The sequence below is a fragment of the Paenibacillus sp. FSL R5-0887 genome (assembly GCF_038002305.1).
In the GTDB taxonomy this organism is placed as follows: Bacteria; Bacillota; Bacilli; order Paenibacillales; family Paenibacillaceae; genus Paenibacillus_AQ; species Paenibacillus_AQ odorifer.
Genome location: NZ_JBBOCE010000002.1, coordinates 793,416 through 809,306 on the forward strand (window position 1 = coordinate 793,416; position 15,891 = coordinate 809,306).

Sequence of the window (15,891 nt, forward strand, 5' to 3'; positions counted from 1 at the left end):
TTACATCCCCTTCTGCTGCTTCTCGTAGACTTCTTCCAGCCACTCCGTCAGCATAATCATTTGCTTTATCACCAGTAGGTTGTCCTGATATTTCTGACACATCGCCCCGGATGAATCTGCGACCCATTGCCAAAAATCAGGGCTCTGCATACCATACTGAGTAGCTGCGGCGTTGACTTGCTGCGTCCACTGATAGACATCCCAGAATAACGCCTTGTAGTCCATCATCTACAACTCCTCGATTTTGATATAGATGCCTGGAAGCGCAGCCCAGAACTTTTCAACGATTTCTGAAGCAACCAGCGCGTCGTCCTTCCAGTAGCGACAGTCGGTCATACAATCCTTGAGTAACTTCTGCAGGTTGTCCGTATCGGGTCTCGTGTACTTGTACTCCCCGTCTTGATGTTTGCCGGTAATCGGGAAGCACCACTTCACCGTCAACCGAATAGCTACTGTATATTTTCTTGCCGGCACATGCTGCCCAAGATGAGCCATTAATTTCGCCCGTGCTGCCTTCAGCTCATCGGGTTCATAGAATACTGGCTTACCATTCACAACTGCGACCTGTTTCTGCTGATGTGTGATCGTTGGAACTTTTTTCATCGGCATGAAGAATTCAGTCATCGTTGTCGCCTCCTGTTGTGATACCATTTTTCAACTTTTCATTTCGCGGCGGGTTTCAAATAAATTTAGGGGAAGGGGGAGGGGGATTTTTATACCCCCTCCCTTATTCCTTATATATTTATATAGTGGTCGCCGCCACAACTTGCGGCGACCATACACGTATCAAAATCCCCGCAACTTATTGCAGAATTGCGGCAATCATGTTTCGCAACTTGCGGCGATCATAAAATAATGATCATTGCAAGTTTTTGCGGTGACCATAAAACAGTGATTGCCGCCGCAATTACTCATCATCTTTTTTGACTATACGGAAGCCGTTTGAACGATCGATTTCATAACCAAACTTCTTAATCCAGTCTCTCACGGTACGTTCAGCAACCTCTTTTCCTGTAGATGAATACCACGCGATAATATCCAATACAGTAGGCGGTTCACCAAAATTACAATTACTTACGGCATCTGCGAATTCATCAGCCTTGCTTCGACGCTCCGCTTTTGCCTTATCCTGACGCTTACCTGTTGCCTTCTGCCAAGGTGGCTTTGAAGATTCACCATCTGGATCGATATCCTTCAGGCTGCCTACATCGTCCACCTTATGGATCGGATACTGGAACCACATGTTGACTGGTTCGAATTTCGGATACTCCCGAAGCGTCCCTTCTACCCTCCAAGCTGAGCGTATACGAACACTCTTGACCGCCTGTTTGACACCCTCTTGAGCGATAGCCTGTTGACCTGGAATGGCACGTTTGGCGTGATCCTCCATCTGTTTTGAACTGAGCAGATCATCCTGGGACACATGTTCCTGTAAGTAGCCTGGATTGTACTTCTCAAAGAGCTGCTGATACATCACACAGACAGCCTTATTCTCCTCTTGCATCAATAACGCTTCTGTCAGATCTAACTCTACTAAATCGATAAGCGCGTCCGGATCCCGAGCGAATACCCCACTGCCTGAAGCTCTGTCCATCGACTTCTTACCGCCCTGCGAACCTTTAGAGTGATGATGGCAGTAAATAACGCCAGCACCCAGTTCTGTTGCTATCTTGTCAAACTGATTTGTAAAGTGAGCCATCTGATCAGCACTATTCTCGTCACCGGTTAACACCTTGTAAATAGGGTCAATGATAACAGCAATATAGTTCTTCTTAGCTGCACGCCGGATCAGTTTCGGGGCCAATTTATCCATAGGTACTGTCTTTCCACGCAAGTTCCAAATATCGATATTGCCGATATTTTTAGGCGACAACCCTAGCGCGTTATATACATTTTTGAAACGATCCAAGGCGCTGGCTCGATCAAGCTCCAGATTGACATACAGAACCTTGCCCTTCGTACATTGCCACGCCAGCCATTTAATACCTTCAGCTATGGCTATGCTGAGTTCAATCAAGGCAAATGACTTACCTGCCTTTGACGGTCCTGCCATGAGCATCTTATGTCCCTGTCGCAGCATTCCTTCTATTAAAGGCGGTGCCAGCGGCGGCATATTGTCCCAATAGTCTGCTAGGCTTTCCGGATCCGGAAGATCGTCATTAATGCCTTCAATCCATTCATGCCATTCAGCCCAGTTCGCTTTACCTATACTCGTGTCTACAATAAACTGCTTCTTCCCGTTACGTTCAATCCCAGGCATACGTGATAGCCGGGAAGGATTGCGGTTCTGATTGTCAACGGACAAGCCGTTCTTTTTGCAGACGGTGTAGAGGTAATCCACGCGTTTCCGATACTCGTCGTAGTTGGCTGCCTCTACCTTGACGATGGCATGTAGGCTTTTACCTCCGCTGTATACTAGCACGGCGATCGGCAGCTCTAGCTCACGCATAACAGCGTTTTGTTTTTCAATGTCCATCGTGTCGGATTCCACCAATGCATACCGAAATTCAGTCACATTCTCATTCTTGACGCCCTTACCATCCAGTGGGTTGAACCGAATCCAAGCACCAGCTGCTGGATCGTAGTCACCAATAACAGAGCCGATATCACCACCACATTGATTAAGCAGTTGGATTAATTCGCCGGCTGTGCGATCCGATGCCCCTTTCGTTGGCAAATACTTGCCTTCATCGTTCTGCCAGGTATCTGTGACGTAGCCAACATTCTCGGAGGCTTCAAATAGAGCGCTCAAATACGTTGTTAGCTGCTGTACAGGATTCCAGTCAGACGGCTCGTGGATCTCTTTACCCTCTATCCAATTCTTATCGATAACAACATAATCGCCGCCGGCAATTTCATCGTCCCAATCCAGTTCCCGATCATTTGCAGACCGTGGCAGCCATCCGTTATCCTTGGCCAACTGCGTAATGGTCGCGCCGGTGACTGGGTTACCGGTTCCTTCGAATGTCGTCCACTTCTTGAAGCACTCACCTGGATGGTAGCGTCCACCATCCCGCCGACTCCACTCGTCCCAGTCGCTGGCCGTGTAACCTTCATATTTTAGTGCCATGCCGACATTGACCCATTCCTGGTAATTCAAAAAGGATGGATCGATGTAGGCCAACAATGCTATGAGGTCAAGTTTGTGTTCCATGTTCCTCATCTCCCTCAAATCCAAAAAATTATATTTTGTAATAATTTTCACCTTTAGAGTATATATATCGATTAAACGATTGAATTGGAGGTTATTTGATGGCAAGTCTTTCGCAAGTTGTGGACTGGGCTCGTTGGTATAATACAGACCCCAGACGAATTGATGAACTTCTTCAGAATCCGCACAGAGTTCCAATAGAGTTCCCACCAGGAACTAGGCCAATATCATTTATCGTTGCAACGCCGTCTGAAGTTCTTGCTTGTAAAAACCAATGGTCACTTGCAATCATTACTGTCCCACCAGCTGGAGGAAATAAAGCAGTTGCTATGATGACAGGAAGTCTTAATAATCCTGGAAAAACCCTTACGTATGCATCAATTGTCTTGCCCGAATCTCCTACAGATGAGGCTGTAGGTTGGTTTCCACTCTCTAACATTATTTTCTTAAATCCTTGTCCTTGAATTATTATTTGATAAAACGAGTAATGCAGCTTACCAAATTGATTGGATTATTTCTAAAAGTCTTCCTTAGACGTTCGAGCCTTGAGTATCTAAGCTTGCACAAGAGACAACGAATTACGCTTCACGATATGTTTTAGGGTCAACTCCTTCCGGAACACGCCAACCGTTTCCTGCGATGCGGTCAATGAGACGCTTAGCATTGTCAAAGGACCATGTACCCACGTGCTCGAAGCCGCGTTGCTCCAGGAATCGGATTTGCTTCGGAGTCGTCAGCCCTTCTGTACGTCGTTTATCCAGACGTTCTAGCAGCTTTGTTGCCTTGCCGGCATTCTCAATTTGATCGGGAAGTATGCCCAGCTTCTCCAGCGTCTGGATTTGTGCTTCACTTGGTGGCGACATTTCCCATCCAAAGGACGGTACATAGCTTGATAAGTCTTCAGCCTGGATACTCATTTCAAATTGTAGCGGATCGACCAGTTTAGCCTTCCGGCGTTTCATTTCATTCAGCATTTTGGCCAAAGCTTCCTCACGCTGAGCAATTACATCTTCAGTCGCCTGCTTCTCGACCGTCTCCAGATCAAGCGCAATGCCTGCCTCCTCAATCTGTTTTGTCATAGCCTGAGCCACTTCTTCATTTTCAGCGATCAAATGTGCAGGATGACAAAGCTCATGCCGTTCTGTATGCCACAGGAAATCAAGCAAGAGCAGATCCTCTTTCCCTGGAAACAATCGGGTACCTCGCCCGACCATTTGGCTATATAAGCTGCGGACCTTTGTCGGCCGTAGAACTACGATACAATCCACACTAGGGCAATCCCACCCCTCCGTCAGGAGCATCGAATTGCATAGGACGTTGTATTTTCCAACATCATAATCAGCCAGTATCTCTGCCCGATCTTTCGATTCACCATTAACCTCGGCAGCCTTAAAGCCGATTGCATTTAATATAGAAGTGAATTTTTGACTGGTCTTAACCAATGGAAGAAATACGACAATCTTCCTATCCTGAGCTACTCGCCACATTTCAGCAGCAATTGATTCCAAGTAAGGATCGAGCGCCGTTCCCAGGTCGCTACTCTTGAAATCCCCAGCCTGTTGACCTACTGTAGACAAGTCTAGCTTGAGTGGAATGGTCATAGCCTTGATCGGACTTAAGAATCCTTCTTTGATAGCCTTCGGCAACGTATACTCATAAGCCAGAGACTCGAAGTAGCTGCCTAGATTCCGCATGTCTCCCCTATCCGGCGTAGCCGTGACACCCAGCACATTCGCTTCTTTGAAATAGGCCAGCACCCGCTGATAACTGTCTGATAGGCAGTGGTGAGCCTCGTCAATGATAATGGTGTCAAAATGATCTGCTGCAAATTGCCGTAACCTCTTATCCCGCATAAGCGTCTGAACGCTACCTACAACAACCCTGAACCAGCTGCCTATGGAAGTCTGCTCTGCTTTTTCTGTAGCACAGCCTAATCCAGTAGACTTTGACAGCTTATCGGCGGCCTGATCTAGCAGCTCCCCGCGGTGTGCCAGGACGAGCACACGCTCGCCCAGCCTTACTCGATCCTCGATTACCTTACTAAATACAATAGTCTTGCCGCATCCAGTAGGGAGAACCAGGAGCGTCCGTTGGACGCCTTTCTCCCACTCCGCCTGAATCGATTTGCGGGATTCTTGTTGATATTGTCTGAGCTCCATAGCCATAGCAGCCAACCCCTAAAACTGCCCAGTTTGCCAGCCCCCACCTTGTGGAGGAGGAGAGCCTGGAAACGGCGACTGTTGATGTTGTGGATGCTGGTACTGTTGCGGTTGTTGATATTGCTGAGTCGGCTGTCCTGGAGGCAGCTCGTCAGCGGCATAAAAGGTCTTAACTTGATTGTTAGTCTTATCTACACCGTCACGTCCCTTGAAATTATTGATCTCAAGTTTCAGGCGACCTCTAGATCCAATAACTGTCTGCCAGTTCATTTTCAGCTTTTCGCCCTTTCTTTTCTGTCCGATCCCCGCGAAGAAGTTAGACAATAAGCCCTCCGTCTTGGTGTGCAAGAAGAGATTATGGAATATGACAACATCACCATGCTCTGGAGAATGTACCGTCAGTTCAATTTTTGCCTGGTTGCAAGCAGGCATCTTGTCGGAGCCGTTGAAACGTCCGCGCTCAAACTTCGTCACCGTGAAGTTATAGTCACCTGGAGGGAGGAGAGTAAACTCTCCGCCGTCTTTCTCAATTGTGTCGTCCCATCCAAGTTCGCGTTCCGTATTTTGATTCATATAAGTTAATCCTCCTGTTGTTTGTTAAAATGGTAGGCCATTTCTTCTGTCTTGGATCAAGCTAAACACCTGTTGCCAAGCCCCCACCAGCACGCCATCGATAAAGCCAGGATCATAATTGGCTATCGGTGTATCGTATGGGTAGTAGCCCTTATTACTCACTACGATTTGAATTTCTGGCTCAGTTACCTGGTGCTGATTCATCAGATCGTACAGCGCTCTTGGAATATTAGAATTCAGCGCCTGCTGTTGTGGATCTGGCTGTGATGTATTAGCTGGTGGAACTGGTGCTGCTGTCACTGTAGATGGCACTGGTGGAGCAGTCGTTACTGGAGCTACAATATTGGCAGTTTGCTGATTCGGAATAATATTTGGAATAATTTCTGTTGAATTTACGGTTGGTGCAACTTGTTGTGGAGCCGCTGTAGATTGTGCAGGTGATGATCCGTTAAAGATATGAGCAATATAGTTATAATCCATTGGGAAGTCATCAGGTAGACCGTGGCGGTTCTTCGCATCCCATGCTGGATGATGGTTGGCATAAACGGTGCGGACGCCTCCCTGAGCCTTGTTCTTTTTACCTTCTTTGTCTGTTGCTACACTATAGGTCTTGTAATTAATGAAGAGCACCAAATCTGCCCATTCCTTGACAAGCGGTGCAGTACGGCTCCCAGTCTTTGCCCCTAGTTTGAGCTGATAACGATCGTAAGCTCCCATTTCGTCTGGCTGCTCAAATTTAATAATCTGTGCGTGGGCACTCAGCACAACATGAATGCCAGCCTCGACCACATCACCAAGCAAATTGAGAAAACGGCCGATTTCTTCAGCGACATAAATATAGCCCTTGCCGTATCCGAAATCCTCAACGCCGTTCTTATTATGAGTAGCACATACGCTCTCGACGCAAAGCATTTCAGCCCAATCAATAGTATCGATAACAAGTGAACCGAACCGTGAAGGTCCCTCATGCTTCACCCATAGAGCTTGCTGCTTGAGCATTTCCCAGCTTGAAGGTTTGGGCAAACGTTGAACATTCAGCTGCTTGGTTGAACCTTCCGTGTCAATGAATACAGGATTAGGAAATTGAGCTGCCAAAGAGGATTTTCCAATGCCTTCTGGTCCGTAAATCACGACTTTCTGCGCTGTCTGAACAGTTCCGGTTGTGATTTCAAACATCAGAATTCACCTGCTTTCCATGTTGGACCCCGATCAATCTCTCCCGGAGGTTGTTGTAATTGAATTCCTTCCTGTCCAGCGACATACCCATCCTCGATGATGATTGAGCACTCTTCGCCAGTGCTGACGCGGGTCGCTATGGCCTGTAGTCCCTCAGATTCGAGCCACTGCCCAAACTCCTGAAGGCTCTCCATATCCATCTGCTCCAACTTATCGAGCAGAATAAACCCACAATCTGGTTTTAACTTACGAACAATGGCCGTAGACACCTTTAACTGATCGGATCCGCTCATGTTATCCCAGCGTTGACCGTTATAGATCAACTCCCCATCATCGACGGACAATCCTGGCAGCGGTAAATTCGCATTCGTCAGGAGCTCAGCTTTCTGTGAGCGGATGTCATTAATCTCAGTAGACAATTGATCATATTGCACCCGATAATCGCTAGCATCCGTTTCAGCCTTGTCTTTATCGAGATTTGCCCGCACCTTCCGGTTGATCTCGTCGATCTGCCGGATGTTGGCTTGTAACTCCTCTGTCGATTCGTCGAGTAGGTCTAAGGCATCCTTCTTAGCAATATCCAAATCTTCCGCGAATTGGGCGCGTTTAATGTGCGCCTCGTTGAGCAACGCTTCTAAACGTTCTAGTTCACGTTGCTGTTGATCATAGGCAGCTTGAATCTGCGTCAGACGTTGCCGTTTCCTTTGGTTCTCACCGTTCTTCGCCAGAATCCCTTGTTGCTGTTGAATGAGATCAGAAGCTGAAATAGGTTCCTTTGGGGCATCTGGAAAGTAGATTTGTTCCTTGGCAAACTTGGCCTTCTGATCCGCGATCTGTCCGATAGTGTGACGTCGGTTGTAGACCTCTTGCTCCTTGACTTCAAATTCATGAAGTTGTTGGCCAACTCCGATAATGCGAAGCAGGATGTTTGCTTTCTCCTTATTGGAAGCGTTCATGAACTTGGGCAGATCGATGGCCAACTCTTCGACAAAACTGTCAAGCAACTGTTGGCCACCTTTCTGACCATTGGGATCAAGGACTTTCAAATCTGAGTTTTTACCTTTGCGCTCCACGATCAGACCATTGGACAAAGTGATATGCAGATATGGTGGAATTACTGAGCCATCACGTGAAGCCTGCGAAGGACGATACTTATTACCACCTAGCGCCCAAGCGATAGCGTCCAGCACACTTGTTTTACCTTGATTATTCTTGCCACCCACCAGGGTAAGCCCGTTCGGTGTCGGCTCGATCTTAACCGCCTTAACCCGTTTTACATTTTCGATTTCAAGCTTATTTATTTTGATCATGCAACAGTTCTCCTTCGTCGCTAACTTTTAATATAGATGCTATACAATGAGTGCAAACTTGCCGATCGTTCCAGTTCCGAATAAGTCGGATATTTACAACGTGGCCACAAACTTCACAACGAACATGGCTGGACAATTTAATCATCATAGCTAAATCATCCGCGCTTCAAGCTCTTCGATTTTGGCGCATAGATCCATCTGCCATTCCATGTCGCCTATTTCGTGAGCCATAAAGGCGAGTTCTTTCAATCCGTCCAATTTGTACACCAGATTGTGATTTTCCCGGAGAAGCTTTAGGATCAGTTGCAGCTCAAGGTTACCAACGATCAAGTTTCCGTTCTGGTCAAGATTCATATGAACGATTTGCGCCAGTTTACGATGTACCTGATGGATGGCCAACATTATGAGAGACCATGGAGTTTAGTGATTTTAGAGATACAAGGACGGCAGATAGGTTTACCCGAGATATATTCAATACCTTCCAAACTTCCACAGAGCGTGCAACCTGGTGCATACTTACGGAGAACAATCTTTTCACCTTCGACGAAAATCTCCAAACCGTCTCCATCTTTGATATTCATAGTGCGACGAAGTTCCATAGGAATGACAATGCGACCCAATCCATCCAATTGACGAACAATTCCAGTAGCTTTCATACTTGCATCTCCTTTTGGTCAGTGTTACACTGACCTCATAATGTGTTAGTTTTAAATCGATGACCTGACGGGCCCTAATCCGTCGGGTCATTTTTCATGCTTTGTCTGGTCTGGAGCAGTAACTTCCTCAGCTCCAATCCAATCACACAGACAATTAGTATCACAGAGCAATTCTCGTCCAAACCGAATGACTATCCGACCCAGTGTGATTTCAGCTCCACATTGGCTGCAGTAATCAATGACCTCACCTGGTGCATCTGTTACAGGTTCACTCATTCCCTTATCTCACCTCCTTTCAAGTCCACAAGCGACCTCAGCCATAATTGATAATTTCTTTCGTCTGATCGCCCCACAGATCGCTCTACCTATTGCAGTAGCCATATCGTCTACTAAAGCAAGCCTAGTATTCTGGAGAACGAAATACTCCATAAATCCACCAACGTTGACGATTCCTTTAAAATGAATGTCTCCCACTGGTGGAAGGTCTTTGCCTACTCCGGCTCCTGGCTTTAACGGTCCATTCTTTAGTCTGATGTCGCCTATGCTCGTTGATTTCCCCAAACAGGCATCAATCGCAACTACAAACATTCCATTAAATAAATCTGTACACTCTTGAAGGTTCTGCGCATGACATGGATCGTGAAGAGTGCCAATTACATTAGGAATACCGCGGCGCTTTAAATAGCGACCAACTAGTGGACCAAGTGAATCTCCAGTGCTACGGTCTGTTCCAATACAAAGAAATGCGACTTTCGATACATCTGAAGGAAGCAAAGCTTCTAGTTGATGGCTCATAGCGTCAATTTCTTTCCTTGATTTCAACGTTGCCCCTCCATTTCCGCGATCTCTTTATCTAGCCACCAGACCACAGCCTCAGGCTCATCCACCAGCAAACGTCCATTCTGGATCTGCCACCGTCTTCGGCGAAGTTCCATACGTCTCCACATCTGGTCAGCTGACACAACTTGTTGGCGCATTGCTTTCAGCCTCCTTATACATCCGAATCATTGTTTCAACGATTTCATATCGTGCTGAACCAAGCTTACTAAGATGACGGATGTCCCTTGCTTGGATAGAGGCTTCTATAGCACGGTCCAGGTGAAGCTTAGCAGCAAGCAATTCAGCTTGAATGTTAAAGGTCATTGTGTAACTCCTTTCAGGTATAAATCTAACGCAGACGGTTATGATGACTTTAGTGGAGGCTCATACATTAGAGGGGCAACTTGCTCTCTCCTGCTCAGCTACCCACTCTAGTAATGTTGATTTCCGAATACGCCAGTTTCCACAAAGTTTTATCCCATGTAATTTCTTAGCTCTGCACCAACTGTAGACTGCGCTTCGTGAGACTCCCAAATACTCCCCGACTTGTTCAGCAGTTAATAGATCAGGCATATTGTTGAGATCCATCTTGATTCACCTCCAAGTCTTTATCCCCTAATTGCTCTGAAGCTTCAAATAAGTAATCGATACTACTACCCGGGAAAAAAGCGTCTCTAATAGCGAATGCTTCGTCTACATAAATCCTGTACTTTCCATTGATTTTATCCCCGACAGTGGACCGCCTTTTATTTAGAGTTTTAGCAATATCAGTCACGGTGACGTTTTTCTCAATCATTTCAACTCGAAGATTGCTATACACCCTGTCTCCTCCTCTCTTGTTGAACGCAATTTCGTTTGCGATGACTTGACTATAAACGATATAGCGGTCACAGTCAACCAATTTTTCGTTCATTTGATCAATATTTCGTTCAAACACTGCTTTACAACTAAATACGTATCATGTATCATAGGTATATGAACGATAAATCGTTCACATCTGAATTGAAAGGTGAGTCTAAATTGGAGAGAGCTAAAATATTAGTCCGACTAATTAAAGAAAAAGGCTATCCCAGCAATAGAGCTTTTGCTGAAGAAATTGGAATTCCGCCTACTACCTTGCAATCAATGCTAACTAGAGGAATAGGAAAAGCATCTGTCGATAATGTGATAAAAATCTGTCGTGCATTGGGAATTACTGTGGACGAGCTTCAAGAAATGTCCAAAAAGAAAGAGACTGAAGCTGAAATAGATATTCAAACCATCGCTGCTCATCATGACGGATACGATTGGACTGACGAAGAACTGATGGAAATAGAAAAATTCAAAGAGTTTGTTCGCTCCAAGAAAAACCAACAGTCCTCAGACAAGTAACTGCTATCAGGAGTGGTGTTATGGTATATGATCTATTACTTCAAAAAGCTCACCTTCTGTTAATAGAAGTCATAGAGCGCCCCTTGACGGGTAAATTAAGGGGCATATATGCTGACGGAGTTATCTGTATCGATAGTAGACTTGAATCGAAGACAGAGAAAGCTTGCACGCTCGTAGAGGAAATTGGCCATCATGAAACCAGTGCAGGAGATATTCTGATGCAAGATTGTATTAATAAAAGGAAGCAAGAAAAGAAGGCGAAAAACTGGGGTTATGAGGAATTAGTACCACTTTCCTCTTTTCTTATGGGACATGAAGCTGGAGTCAGAAATATTTATGAATTTGCTGAGTTACTTGGTGTGACAGATGATTTTCTAATTAATGCAATTGATCACTATTGGGAAGTGTACGGACCTTGCACGGTGTACAAGCCTGGAAATGATGAATACATAATTTACTTCGATCCCGTCGCGGTAATAAAAATTTTCAAATAACCTATGGATATTAGCCGTATAGGGCGGATTCACATACGAATTAAACAGAACATACATTCGTGAAGGGAGGTGAATTTAGATATGGGCAGAAAACCAAAGGAACCTAGGGAAGAAATAAAGTATCCAGGTGTACGTTCGGAAAATGGTAGACATACGTACCGCTACAGTGTTCCAGTGCCTGGAAAAAAAGGAAGGAAACAAAAGGAAACTCCTAGCTATCCAACAGCGAAGGAAGCTTTTGAAGCTGGAATTAAAATTAAAGCCCAGTTATTAAACGGAACTTACTTTGAAGAAAGGGATATCGTATTTGATGATTTTGTTGTGGAATGGCTTAAAATGTATGAAGCAACTGGTAAGGTAAAAAACACGACTGTTGATATTCGTATGCGTGAATTACAAAAATGCAAAAAGTACTTTAGTCATAAAAAAATTGGAGAAGTATCAAAAAGAGATTACCAAATGATGCTTGATGATCAGAAGAAGCAAAACTATTCATTAAACTCAATTAAACTTCTCCATTCGTCTTGCTCGCTTATTTTCAAAAAAGCTGTTGAATTAGAAATGATTAAATCAGACCCAACTTCTGGTGCTGAAATACCAACTTATCAAACTACTGTTGAAGATTTAGAAAATAAAACTGAAATTCCAAAGTATATGGAAAAGGAGGAATTGTTAAGATTTCTGAAAGCAGTGAAGGAACATGGAGATAGGCAGGATTTTAATCTCTTTTATCTCATGGCCTATACAGGAATACGGATCGGGGAAATGAGCGCACTAAATAAAAACAAAGATATTAACCGTGCTGAGAAATTCATATCTATAACAAAAACGCTCTATTGTAAAAAGAAAATTAAAGAGTATGTCATTAACACACCTAAAACAAAAGCATCACGACGAGAAATTGATATTACTGATAGTGTCATTGATGTTGTCGATGATCAAATCGCATGGCTAAATGAATTTAAAATGGCAAATCGAAAAAACTACTACGATGCTGGATTCCTATTCGTAAACACCAGAAGAAATCCAGGATACCCTGAAGCCCATCCAAACATTACCTTGAGAATGAAGACTTATCTAGAAATTGCAGGTCTTCCATCAGCCCTGACTCCTCATAGTTTAAGGCACACTCATGTGTCCTTGTTAGCAGAGGTAGGAGTGGCGCTTGAAACAATACAAAAACGTATGGGCCATAGTAGTGACGAAGTAACCCGTCTGATTTACCTACACGTAACTAAAAAGAGAAGAAAAGAAGCTCCTGAAAAATTTGAAAAGCTCATGAATGGTTTATAGTGTGGGGATCTTGTGGGGAAAACCCCAAAGAATCATTGATCTGTTGCGAATTATAACGCATCTCTGTCATATACAAAATATTTGGGTCATGCCGCAGCGACTCTACTCCCACCTCCATCAGTTCCTCATTCGCAGCTTGAATTGGAATAATTCGATGCCCTTTAATTTGATACGGTAAAATGGATTCCGGATGTTTCTCTATCATCACTACTCCCATGCAGGATGAAGAGCCAAGCAGTTGCTCACCAACGATCGTATTGGCAAAGGTTGTTTTTCCTGACCCTACAGCACCCGCAATAATGGTATTGCGAAACGTGGACGATAACGCCCGAATGAACTCAACCGCCTCGGCAGGAATACATTCCGTACCCGCTTGATCCTCCAAATCCAGAAATTCCACAACCTGTCGCCGCAGTGATATCGTAGTAAAACCCTCCCAGACCCTAGGTGATACCCAAATCGCAAGCCGAATAAATCTACCTGGCCAAAGCGGATCATCCATTTTGAACTCCACCGAAGGATTATCCTTGTTCAGCTTTTTATTGGGATCACTTTTTAGCAAGGAACGCTTCAGCTGCTCCACCCGATCCAGTGAAGGCATCTCATACGGGTAAGCTATAAACTCACCTTTATGGTTATAAAAAATTTGCTTCCCAATCATTTGTAATCCGGTTGACTCGCTGTATGCACGATCAGTAAACCAACGATACGCTGGTCCAAAACCCTTCCACTCGTGATACAGGGCCTCTGCCGCCGTTCGGTACGCTTCTGGAACCTTTCCAGTAAAAGGTGTTTTTCGTAAGTACTTCTCAATCTCATTCATAAAAAAGCTAACTGCCTGCGGATCGCCAATTAATGCCTTTGCATTTAGCTCGAAGTAAGCGTCATCCTCACGTTCTAACCCTTCGTTCATCTCGGTTTTCATTTTTTGTAAAAAAGCATAAAAATCTTCCTTGCCCGGTTTGCTAGTGCGCAGCACGCTTTGTTTTAGAGAAAAGAGTGGACGACTCGCGAGAGTTTCAATCATAGAAATATCCCTTTCTTTTTGGCCTCTGGCGCTAATCCCATCGACACCAATAGAGAATGTACCTTATCATCCACATGCTGTAGCTCTTTTTTGCCTAGAGGCAAGCTTTCCTGCAAGGGCTGGTAATACGGTAGCTCCAGCAAGATTTCAGTGCCAAATCTAAGGGCCATATTTTTGGACGAAGATATTTCCTCCACATTACTGCGGTTAATGATCAGCTGGAAATCATGCGGACGCAGATCTATATGCCCCGCAAGCTCGAATAGAGGTTCTAATCTGTGTTCATGTTTAGGATGAGTGACAATCATGCGTAACGACGACTTTTGCATACCGACATACCACGCAGCACTCTCGGGAATTGAACCGAAATCAGCAATAACCACATCCGCATTTGCTCCAGCTCTAGCCAAGAAATATTCGATCTCCTCCTCCAGATAATCCTGGACACTTAAGTAGTCGTAATTCCCCGGTAGATACAAATAGCCATCCTGCCTAATCAATTGCTCGAAATCTTCATCATGAATCATCTTCCCTGTAAGCTTGGGGCGCAGTTTGTCTAGACTTATCGTCGCTTTGCGGTCATACCCGGGGTCATATAAATCCAAACCAAGTACAAGAACACGTAGACCTGCCGCAGCAATTCGTCTTGCGAACAGCTTCGCCACACTCGTGCAGCCAATGCCTGGACCTGAGCCAAAAAAGCCAACCAAATTGCTCCGTTCCTCGACATCCTCTTCCAGGATAAAACGAATCTTCTCTATCACTGCTGACGAGGTAGAACGAGGAGGAATAAAATATAAACCTAAGCTTTCACATAACATATGCACAGCTTGATAGCCGCGAATTCCCTTTTGCAGATATAAATACAGGATCATAGAGCTTGGATATTTGTATCGCAGCTCGCTAAGCGCTTGAACAGGTACCTGGTCACTAGTAACCATTAACATATGACCTTCGGTATGCGCCGGATCGGGATACACGTTTTGTGTAACTACATTAAATCCCGCGTTTTTGATATCATTAATCGTTAACTGATCTATGCCCAGACTAAATATTTTCAAGGCAATCTCCCCCTACTCTACCCGTACGATCCACAGCTTTTTGCCCTGCTCCAAAAATTGCCCTAGCCGTTGACCCTCACTTTTCTTCAGCTTCAATTCTGGTGTCGCTACCTTGCCAGTAGAAGTGAATCGGTTATTGTTGTTGCCTTTCTCAGAATCCTGCACATCATTATTGTCTTCTGTTCGCACATAGTTCACGGTAACTCCAGATAAAAAGATCTCTTTAGCAGGATCGCTAAGCAAGCTTTGTTCTTTCACCTGTTCCTCGTTTTCTTTTTTAACTGTATTTGAACCAAGCGCCTCTCGCTGCTTCTCTCGCTCACCTTCTACAAGATAAATGTCTACCTTATCCCGGCTTCGCAACGAACCATTGATGGCATAAATAGCCTCCTTCGGAATAGGAAATATACCTTCATCCTGCAAAGGCTCTAAATCACTAACATCCACCAGTGATGCTGTCAAAATACTACCGTTAGTCAGATTCACATTCGTAATTTTGTACTCCACTTGTGCGATTTCCGTAATTACACCAGAAGGTATATCCTTGGTCTGAACAGAATCCAGATACAAATCACTTGCTTTCAGCTCATAATTTTTAGGTAGAGATTCCCCAGCTCGCACCTTAACTTTGACCACGGTTTGGGAAAGCACGTAGGGCTTGAAATAGAGATCATAACCTAGCAATCCCCCGAATCCAGTAATCAAAATGAGACTTGCGAAAAAATAATTACGTTTTAACAAACGTCCCCGCTGTAACGCCAAACCTTCCACCTCCTTAACTACATGATTTTTGAGAACGAC

The 15,891-nt window shown here is 44.7% G+C and carries 22 protein-coding genes; 4 read left to right on the forward strand and 18 right to left on the reverse strand.

Translation table 11 applies throughout. The features are described from left to right. The 3 genes from MKY14_RS21450 to MKY14_RS21460 form a co-directional block, all read right to left on the reverse strand. Positions 1-228, reverse strand: coding sequence for a hypothetical protein (locus tag MKY14_RS21450; RefSeq protein WP_340977293.1), 228 nt, complete (start codon positions 226-228; stop codon positions 1-3). Beyond that, positions 229-624 carry a RusA family crossover junction endodeoxyribonuclease gene (locus tag MKY14_RS21455; protein WP_340977294.1) on the reverse strand — a complete coding sequence of 132 codons (396 nt, stop codon included), beginning with the start codon at positions 622-624 and terminating at the stop codon, positions 229-231. It abuts the gene before it with no gap. Between the two features lie 283 nt (positions 625-907). After that, a complete protein-coding gene (locus MKY14_RS21460) occupies positions 908-3,154 on the reverse strand; it encodes an AAA family ATPase (RefSeq protein ID WP_340977295.1) in 2,247 nt (748 codons plus the stop codon). A gap of 98 nt (positions 3,155-3,252) precedes the next feature. Here MKY14_RS21460 and MKY14_RS21465 point away from each other — a divergent pair, with 98 nt between their 5' ends. After that, positions 3,253-3,615, forward strand: coding sequence for a hypothetical protein (locus MKY14_RS21465; protein ID WP_340977296.1), 363 nt, complete (start codon positions 3,253-3,255; stop codon positions 3,613-3,615). A 114-nt stretch (positions 3,616-3,729) separates the two neighbouring features. Here the strand turns inward: MKY14_RS21465 and MKY14_RS21470 are convergent, their stop codons facing one another. The 12 genes from MKY14_RS21470 to MKY14_RS21520 all read right to left on the reverse strand — a co-directional run bounded on the left by MKY14_RS21470 (position 3,730) and on the right by MKY14_RS21520 (position 10,664). Next, the gene (locus MKY14_RS21470) at positions 3,730-5,316 is read right to left on the reverse strand and encodes a DEAD/DEAH box helicase (protein ID WP_340977297.1); all 1,587 of its coding nucleotides are present in this window, start codon (positions 5,314-5,316) and stop codon (positions 3,730-3,732) included. A 12-nt stretch (positions 5,317-5,328) separates the two neighbouring features. After that, complete coding sequence (locus tag MKY14_RS21475) at positions 5,329-5,883, reverse strand: hypothetical protein (RefSeq protein WP_340977298.1); 555 nt, start codon at positions 5,881-5,883, stop codon at positions 5,329-5,331. A gap of 24 nt (positions 5,884-5,907) precedes the next feature. Continuing rightward, the gene (locus tag MKY14_RS21480) at positions 5,908-7,059 is read right to left on the reverse strand and encodes an ATP-binding protein (RefSeq protein ID WP_340977299.1); all 1,152 of its coding nucleotides are present in this window, start codon (positions 7,057-7,059) and stop codon (positions 5,908-5,910) included. Beyond that, positions 7,059-8,369, reverse strand: a complete 1,311-nt coding sequence (locus MKY14_RS21485) for an AAA family ATPase (RefSeq protein ID WP_340977301.1) — start codon at positions 8,367-8,369, stop codon at positions 7,059-7,061. The genes MKY14_RS21480 and MKY14_RS21485 overlap by 1 nt, the downstream gene beginning before the upstream one ends. A 150-nt stretch (positions 8,370-8,519) precedes the next feature. Then, positions 8,520-8,771 (reverse strand): DUF7667 family protein, encoded by a 252-nt coding sequence (locus MKY14_RS21490; protein WP_340977302.1) that lies wholly within the window; start codon positions 8,769-8,771, stop codon positions 8,520-8,522. Continuing rightward, on the reverse strand, positions 8,771-9,025 hold the full coding sequence (locus MKY14_RS21495) for an AbrB/MazE/SpoVT family DNA-binding domain-containing protein (protein WP_340977303.1): 255 nt from the start codon (positions 9,023-9,025) through the stop codon (positions 8,771-8,773). Before MKY14_RS21495 ends, MKY14_RS21490 begins: the two co-directional genes overlap by 1 nt. Before the next feature lie 87 nt (positions 9,026-9,112). Further along, a complete protein-coding gene (locus tag MKY14_RS21500; RefSeq protein WP_340977304.1) occupies positions 9,113-9,301 on the reverse strand; it encodes a hypothetical protein in 189 nt (62 codons plus the stop codon). 9 nt (positions 9,302-9,310) lie between these two features. After that, positions 9,311-9,847, reverse strand: a complete 537-nt coding sequence (gene yyaC / locus MKY14_RS21505; protein ID WP_340977305.1) for a spore protease YyaC — start codon at positions 9,845-9,847, stop codon at positions 9,311-9,313. Next, a complete protein-coding gene (locus MKY14_RS21510; protein ID WP_340977306.1) occupies positions 9,844-10,002 on the reverse strand; it encodes a hypothetical protein in 159 nt (52 codons plus the stop codon). The genes yyaC and MKY14_RS21510 overlap by 4 nt, the downstream gene beginning before the upstream one ends. Beyond that, entirely contained in the window at positions 9,977-10,168 is a 192-nt protein-coding gene (locus tag MKY14_RS21515; protein WP_340977307.1) for a hypothetical protein, read from the reverse strand. The genes MKY14_RS21510 and MKY14_RS21515 overlap by 26 nt, the downstream gene beginning before the upstream one ends. A gap of 60 nt (positions 10,169-10,228) precedes the next feature. Continuing rightward, entirely contained in the window at positions 10,229-10,432 is a 204-nt protein-coding gene (locus MKY14_RS30875; RefSeq protein ID WP_445669877.1) for a helix-turn-helix domain-containing protein, read from the reverse strand. Continuing rightward, positions 10,410-10,664: a helix-turn-helix transcriptional regulator gene (locus MKY14_RS21520; RefSeq protein WP_340888885.1), complete on the reverse strand. Its 255-nt coding sequence runs from the start codon at positions 10,662-10,664 to the stop codon at positions 10,410-10,412. The genes MKY14_RS30875 and MKY14_RS21520 overlap by 23 nt, the downstream gene beginning before the upstream one ends. A 200-nt stretch (positions 10,665-10,864) precedes the next feature. Between MKY14_RS21520 and MKY14_RS21525 the strand changes: the two genes are divergently transcribed. From MKY14_RS21525 to MKY14_RS21535, 3 genes are all read left to right on the forward strand, one after another. Beyond that, positions 10,865-11,215: a helix-turn-helix domain-containing protein gene (locus MKY14_RS21525; protein ID WP_340888884.1), complete on the forward strand. Its 351-nt coding sequence runs from the start codon at positions 10,865-10,867 to the stop codon at positions 11,213-11,215. Between the two features lie 20 nt (positions 11,216-11,235). Next, positions 11,236-11,709, forward strand: a complete 474-nt coding sequence (locus tag MKY14_RS21530) for an ImmA/IrrE family metallo-endopeptidase (RefSeq protein WP_340888883.1) — start codon at positions 11,236-11,238, stop codon at positions 11,707-11,709. 81 nt (positions 11,710-11,790) lie between these two features. Then, the gene (locus tag MKY14_RS21535; RefSeq protein WP_340888881.1) at positions 11,791-13,002 is read left to right on the forward strand and encodes a tyrosine-type recombinase/integrase; all 1,212 of its coding nucleotides are present in this window, start codon (positions 11,791-11,793) and stop codon (positions 13,000-13,002) included. Here the strand turns inward: MKY14_RS21535 and MKY14_RS21540 are convergent. Genes MKY14_RS21540 through MKY14_RS21550 form a run of 3 tightly spaced genes read right to left on the reverse strand, consistent with a single transcriptional unit; the run spans position 12,986 to position 15,852 of the window. After that, a complete protein-coding gene (locus MKY14_RS21540) occupies positions 12,986-14,029 on the reverse strand; it encodes an ATPase, T2SS/T4P/T4SS family (protein WP_340977308.1) in 1,044 nt (347 codons plus the stop codon). The two genes, MKY14_RS21535 and MKY14_RS21540, sit on opposite strands and share 17 nt — an antisense overlap. After that, entirely contained in the window at positions 14,026-15,090 is a 1,065-nt protein-coding gene (locus tag MKY14_RS21545) for a hypothetical protein (protein WP_339171948.1), read from the reverse strand. Before MKY14_RS21545 ends, MKY14_RS21540 begins: the two co-directional genes overlap by 4 nt. A gap of 12 nt (positions 15,091-15,102) precedes the next feature. Further along, on the reverse strand, positions 15,103-15,852 hold the full coding sequence (locus MKY14_RS21550; protein ID WP_076280070.1) for an SAF domain-containing protein: 750 nt from the start codon (positions 15,850-15,852) through the stop codon (positions 15,103-15,105). Between the last annotated feature and the right edge of the window lie 39 nt (positions 15,853-15,891).

Excerpts from the sequence above, each read along its gene's own strand:
- MKY14_RS21470 (WP_340977297.1), bottom strand. The coding sequence starts at position 5,316 with ATGGCTATGGAGCTCAGACAATATCAACAAGAATCCCGCAAATCGATT.
- MKY14_RS21460 (WP_340977295.1), bottom strand. The coding sequence starts at position 3,154 with ATGGAACACAAACTTGACCTCATAGCATTGTTGGCCTACATCGATCCA.
- MKY14_RS21535 (WP_340888881.1), top strand. The coding sequence starts at position 11,791 with ATGGGCAGAAAACCAAAGGAACCTAGGGAAGAAATAAAGTATCCAGGT.
- MKY14_RS21495 (WP_340977303.1), bottom strand. The coding sequence starts at position 9,025 with ATGAAAGCTACTGGAATTGTTCGTCAATTGGATGGATTGGGTCGCATT.
- MKY14_RS21480 (WP_340977299.1), bottom strand. The coding sequence starts at position 7,059 with ATGTTTGAAATCACAACCGGAACTGTTCAGACAGCGCAGAAAGTCGTG.
- MKY14_RS21485 (WP_340977301.1), bottom strand. The coding sequence starts at position 8,369 with ATGATCAAAATAAATAAGCTTGAAATCGAAAATGTAAAACGGGTTAAG.
- MKY14_RS21475 (WP_340977298.1), bottom strand. The coding sequence starts at position 5,883 with ATGAATCAAAATACGGAACGCGAACTTGGATGGGACGACACAATTGAG.
- MKY14_RS21500 (WP_340977304.1), bottom strand. The coding sequence starts at position 9,301 with ATGAGTGAACCTGTAACAGATGCACCAGGTGAGGTCATTGATTACTGC.
- MKY14_RS21490 (WP_340977302.1), bottom strand. The coding sequence starts at position 8,771 with ATGTTGGCCATCCATCAGGTACATCGTAAACTGGCGCAAATCGTTCAT.
- MKY14_RS30875 (WP_445669877.1), bottom strand. The coding sequence starts at position 10,432 with ATGGATCTCAACAATATGCCTGATCTATTAACTGCTGAACAAGTCGGG.
- MKY14_RS21515 (WP_340977307.1), bottom strand. The coding sequence starts at position 10,168 with ATGACCTTTAACATTCAAGCTGAATTGCTTGCTGCTAAGCTTCACCTG.
- MKY14_RS21510 (WP_340977306.1), bottom strand. The coding sequence starts at position 10,002 with ATGCGCCAACAAGTTGTGTCAGCTGACCAGATGTGGAGACGTATGGAA.
- MKY14_RS21450 (WP_340977293.1), bottom strand. The coding sequence starts at position 228 with ATGATGGACTACAAGGCGTTATTCTGGGATGTCTATCAGTGGACGCAG.
- MKY14_RS21530 (WP_340888883.1), top strand. The coding sequence starts at position 11,236 with ATGGTATATGATCTATTACTTCAAAAAGCTCACCTTCTGTTAATAGAA.
- MKY14_RS21465 (WP_340977296.1), top strand. The coding sequence starts at position 3,253 with ATGGCAAGTCTTTCGCAAGTTGTGGACTGGGCTCGTTGGTATAATACA.
- MKY14_RS21540 (WP_340977308.1), bottom strand. The coding sequence starts at position 14,029 with ATGATTGAAACTCTCGCGAGTCGTCCACTCTTTTCTCTAAAACAAAGC.
- MKY14_RS21455 (WP_340977294.1), bottom strand. The coding sequence starts at position 624 with ATGACTGAATTCTTCATGCCGATGAAAAAAGTTCCAACGATCACACAT.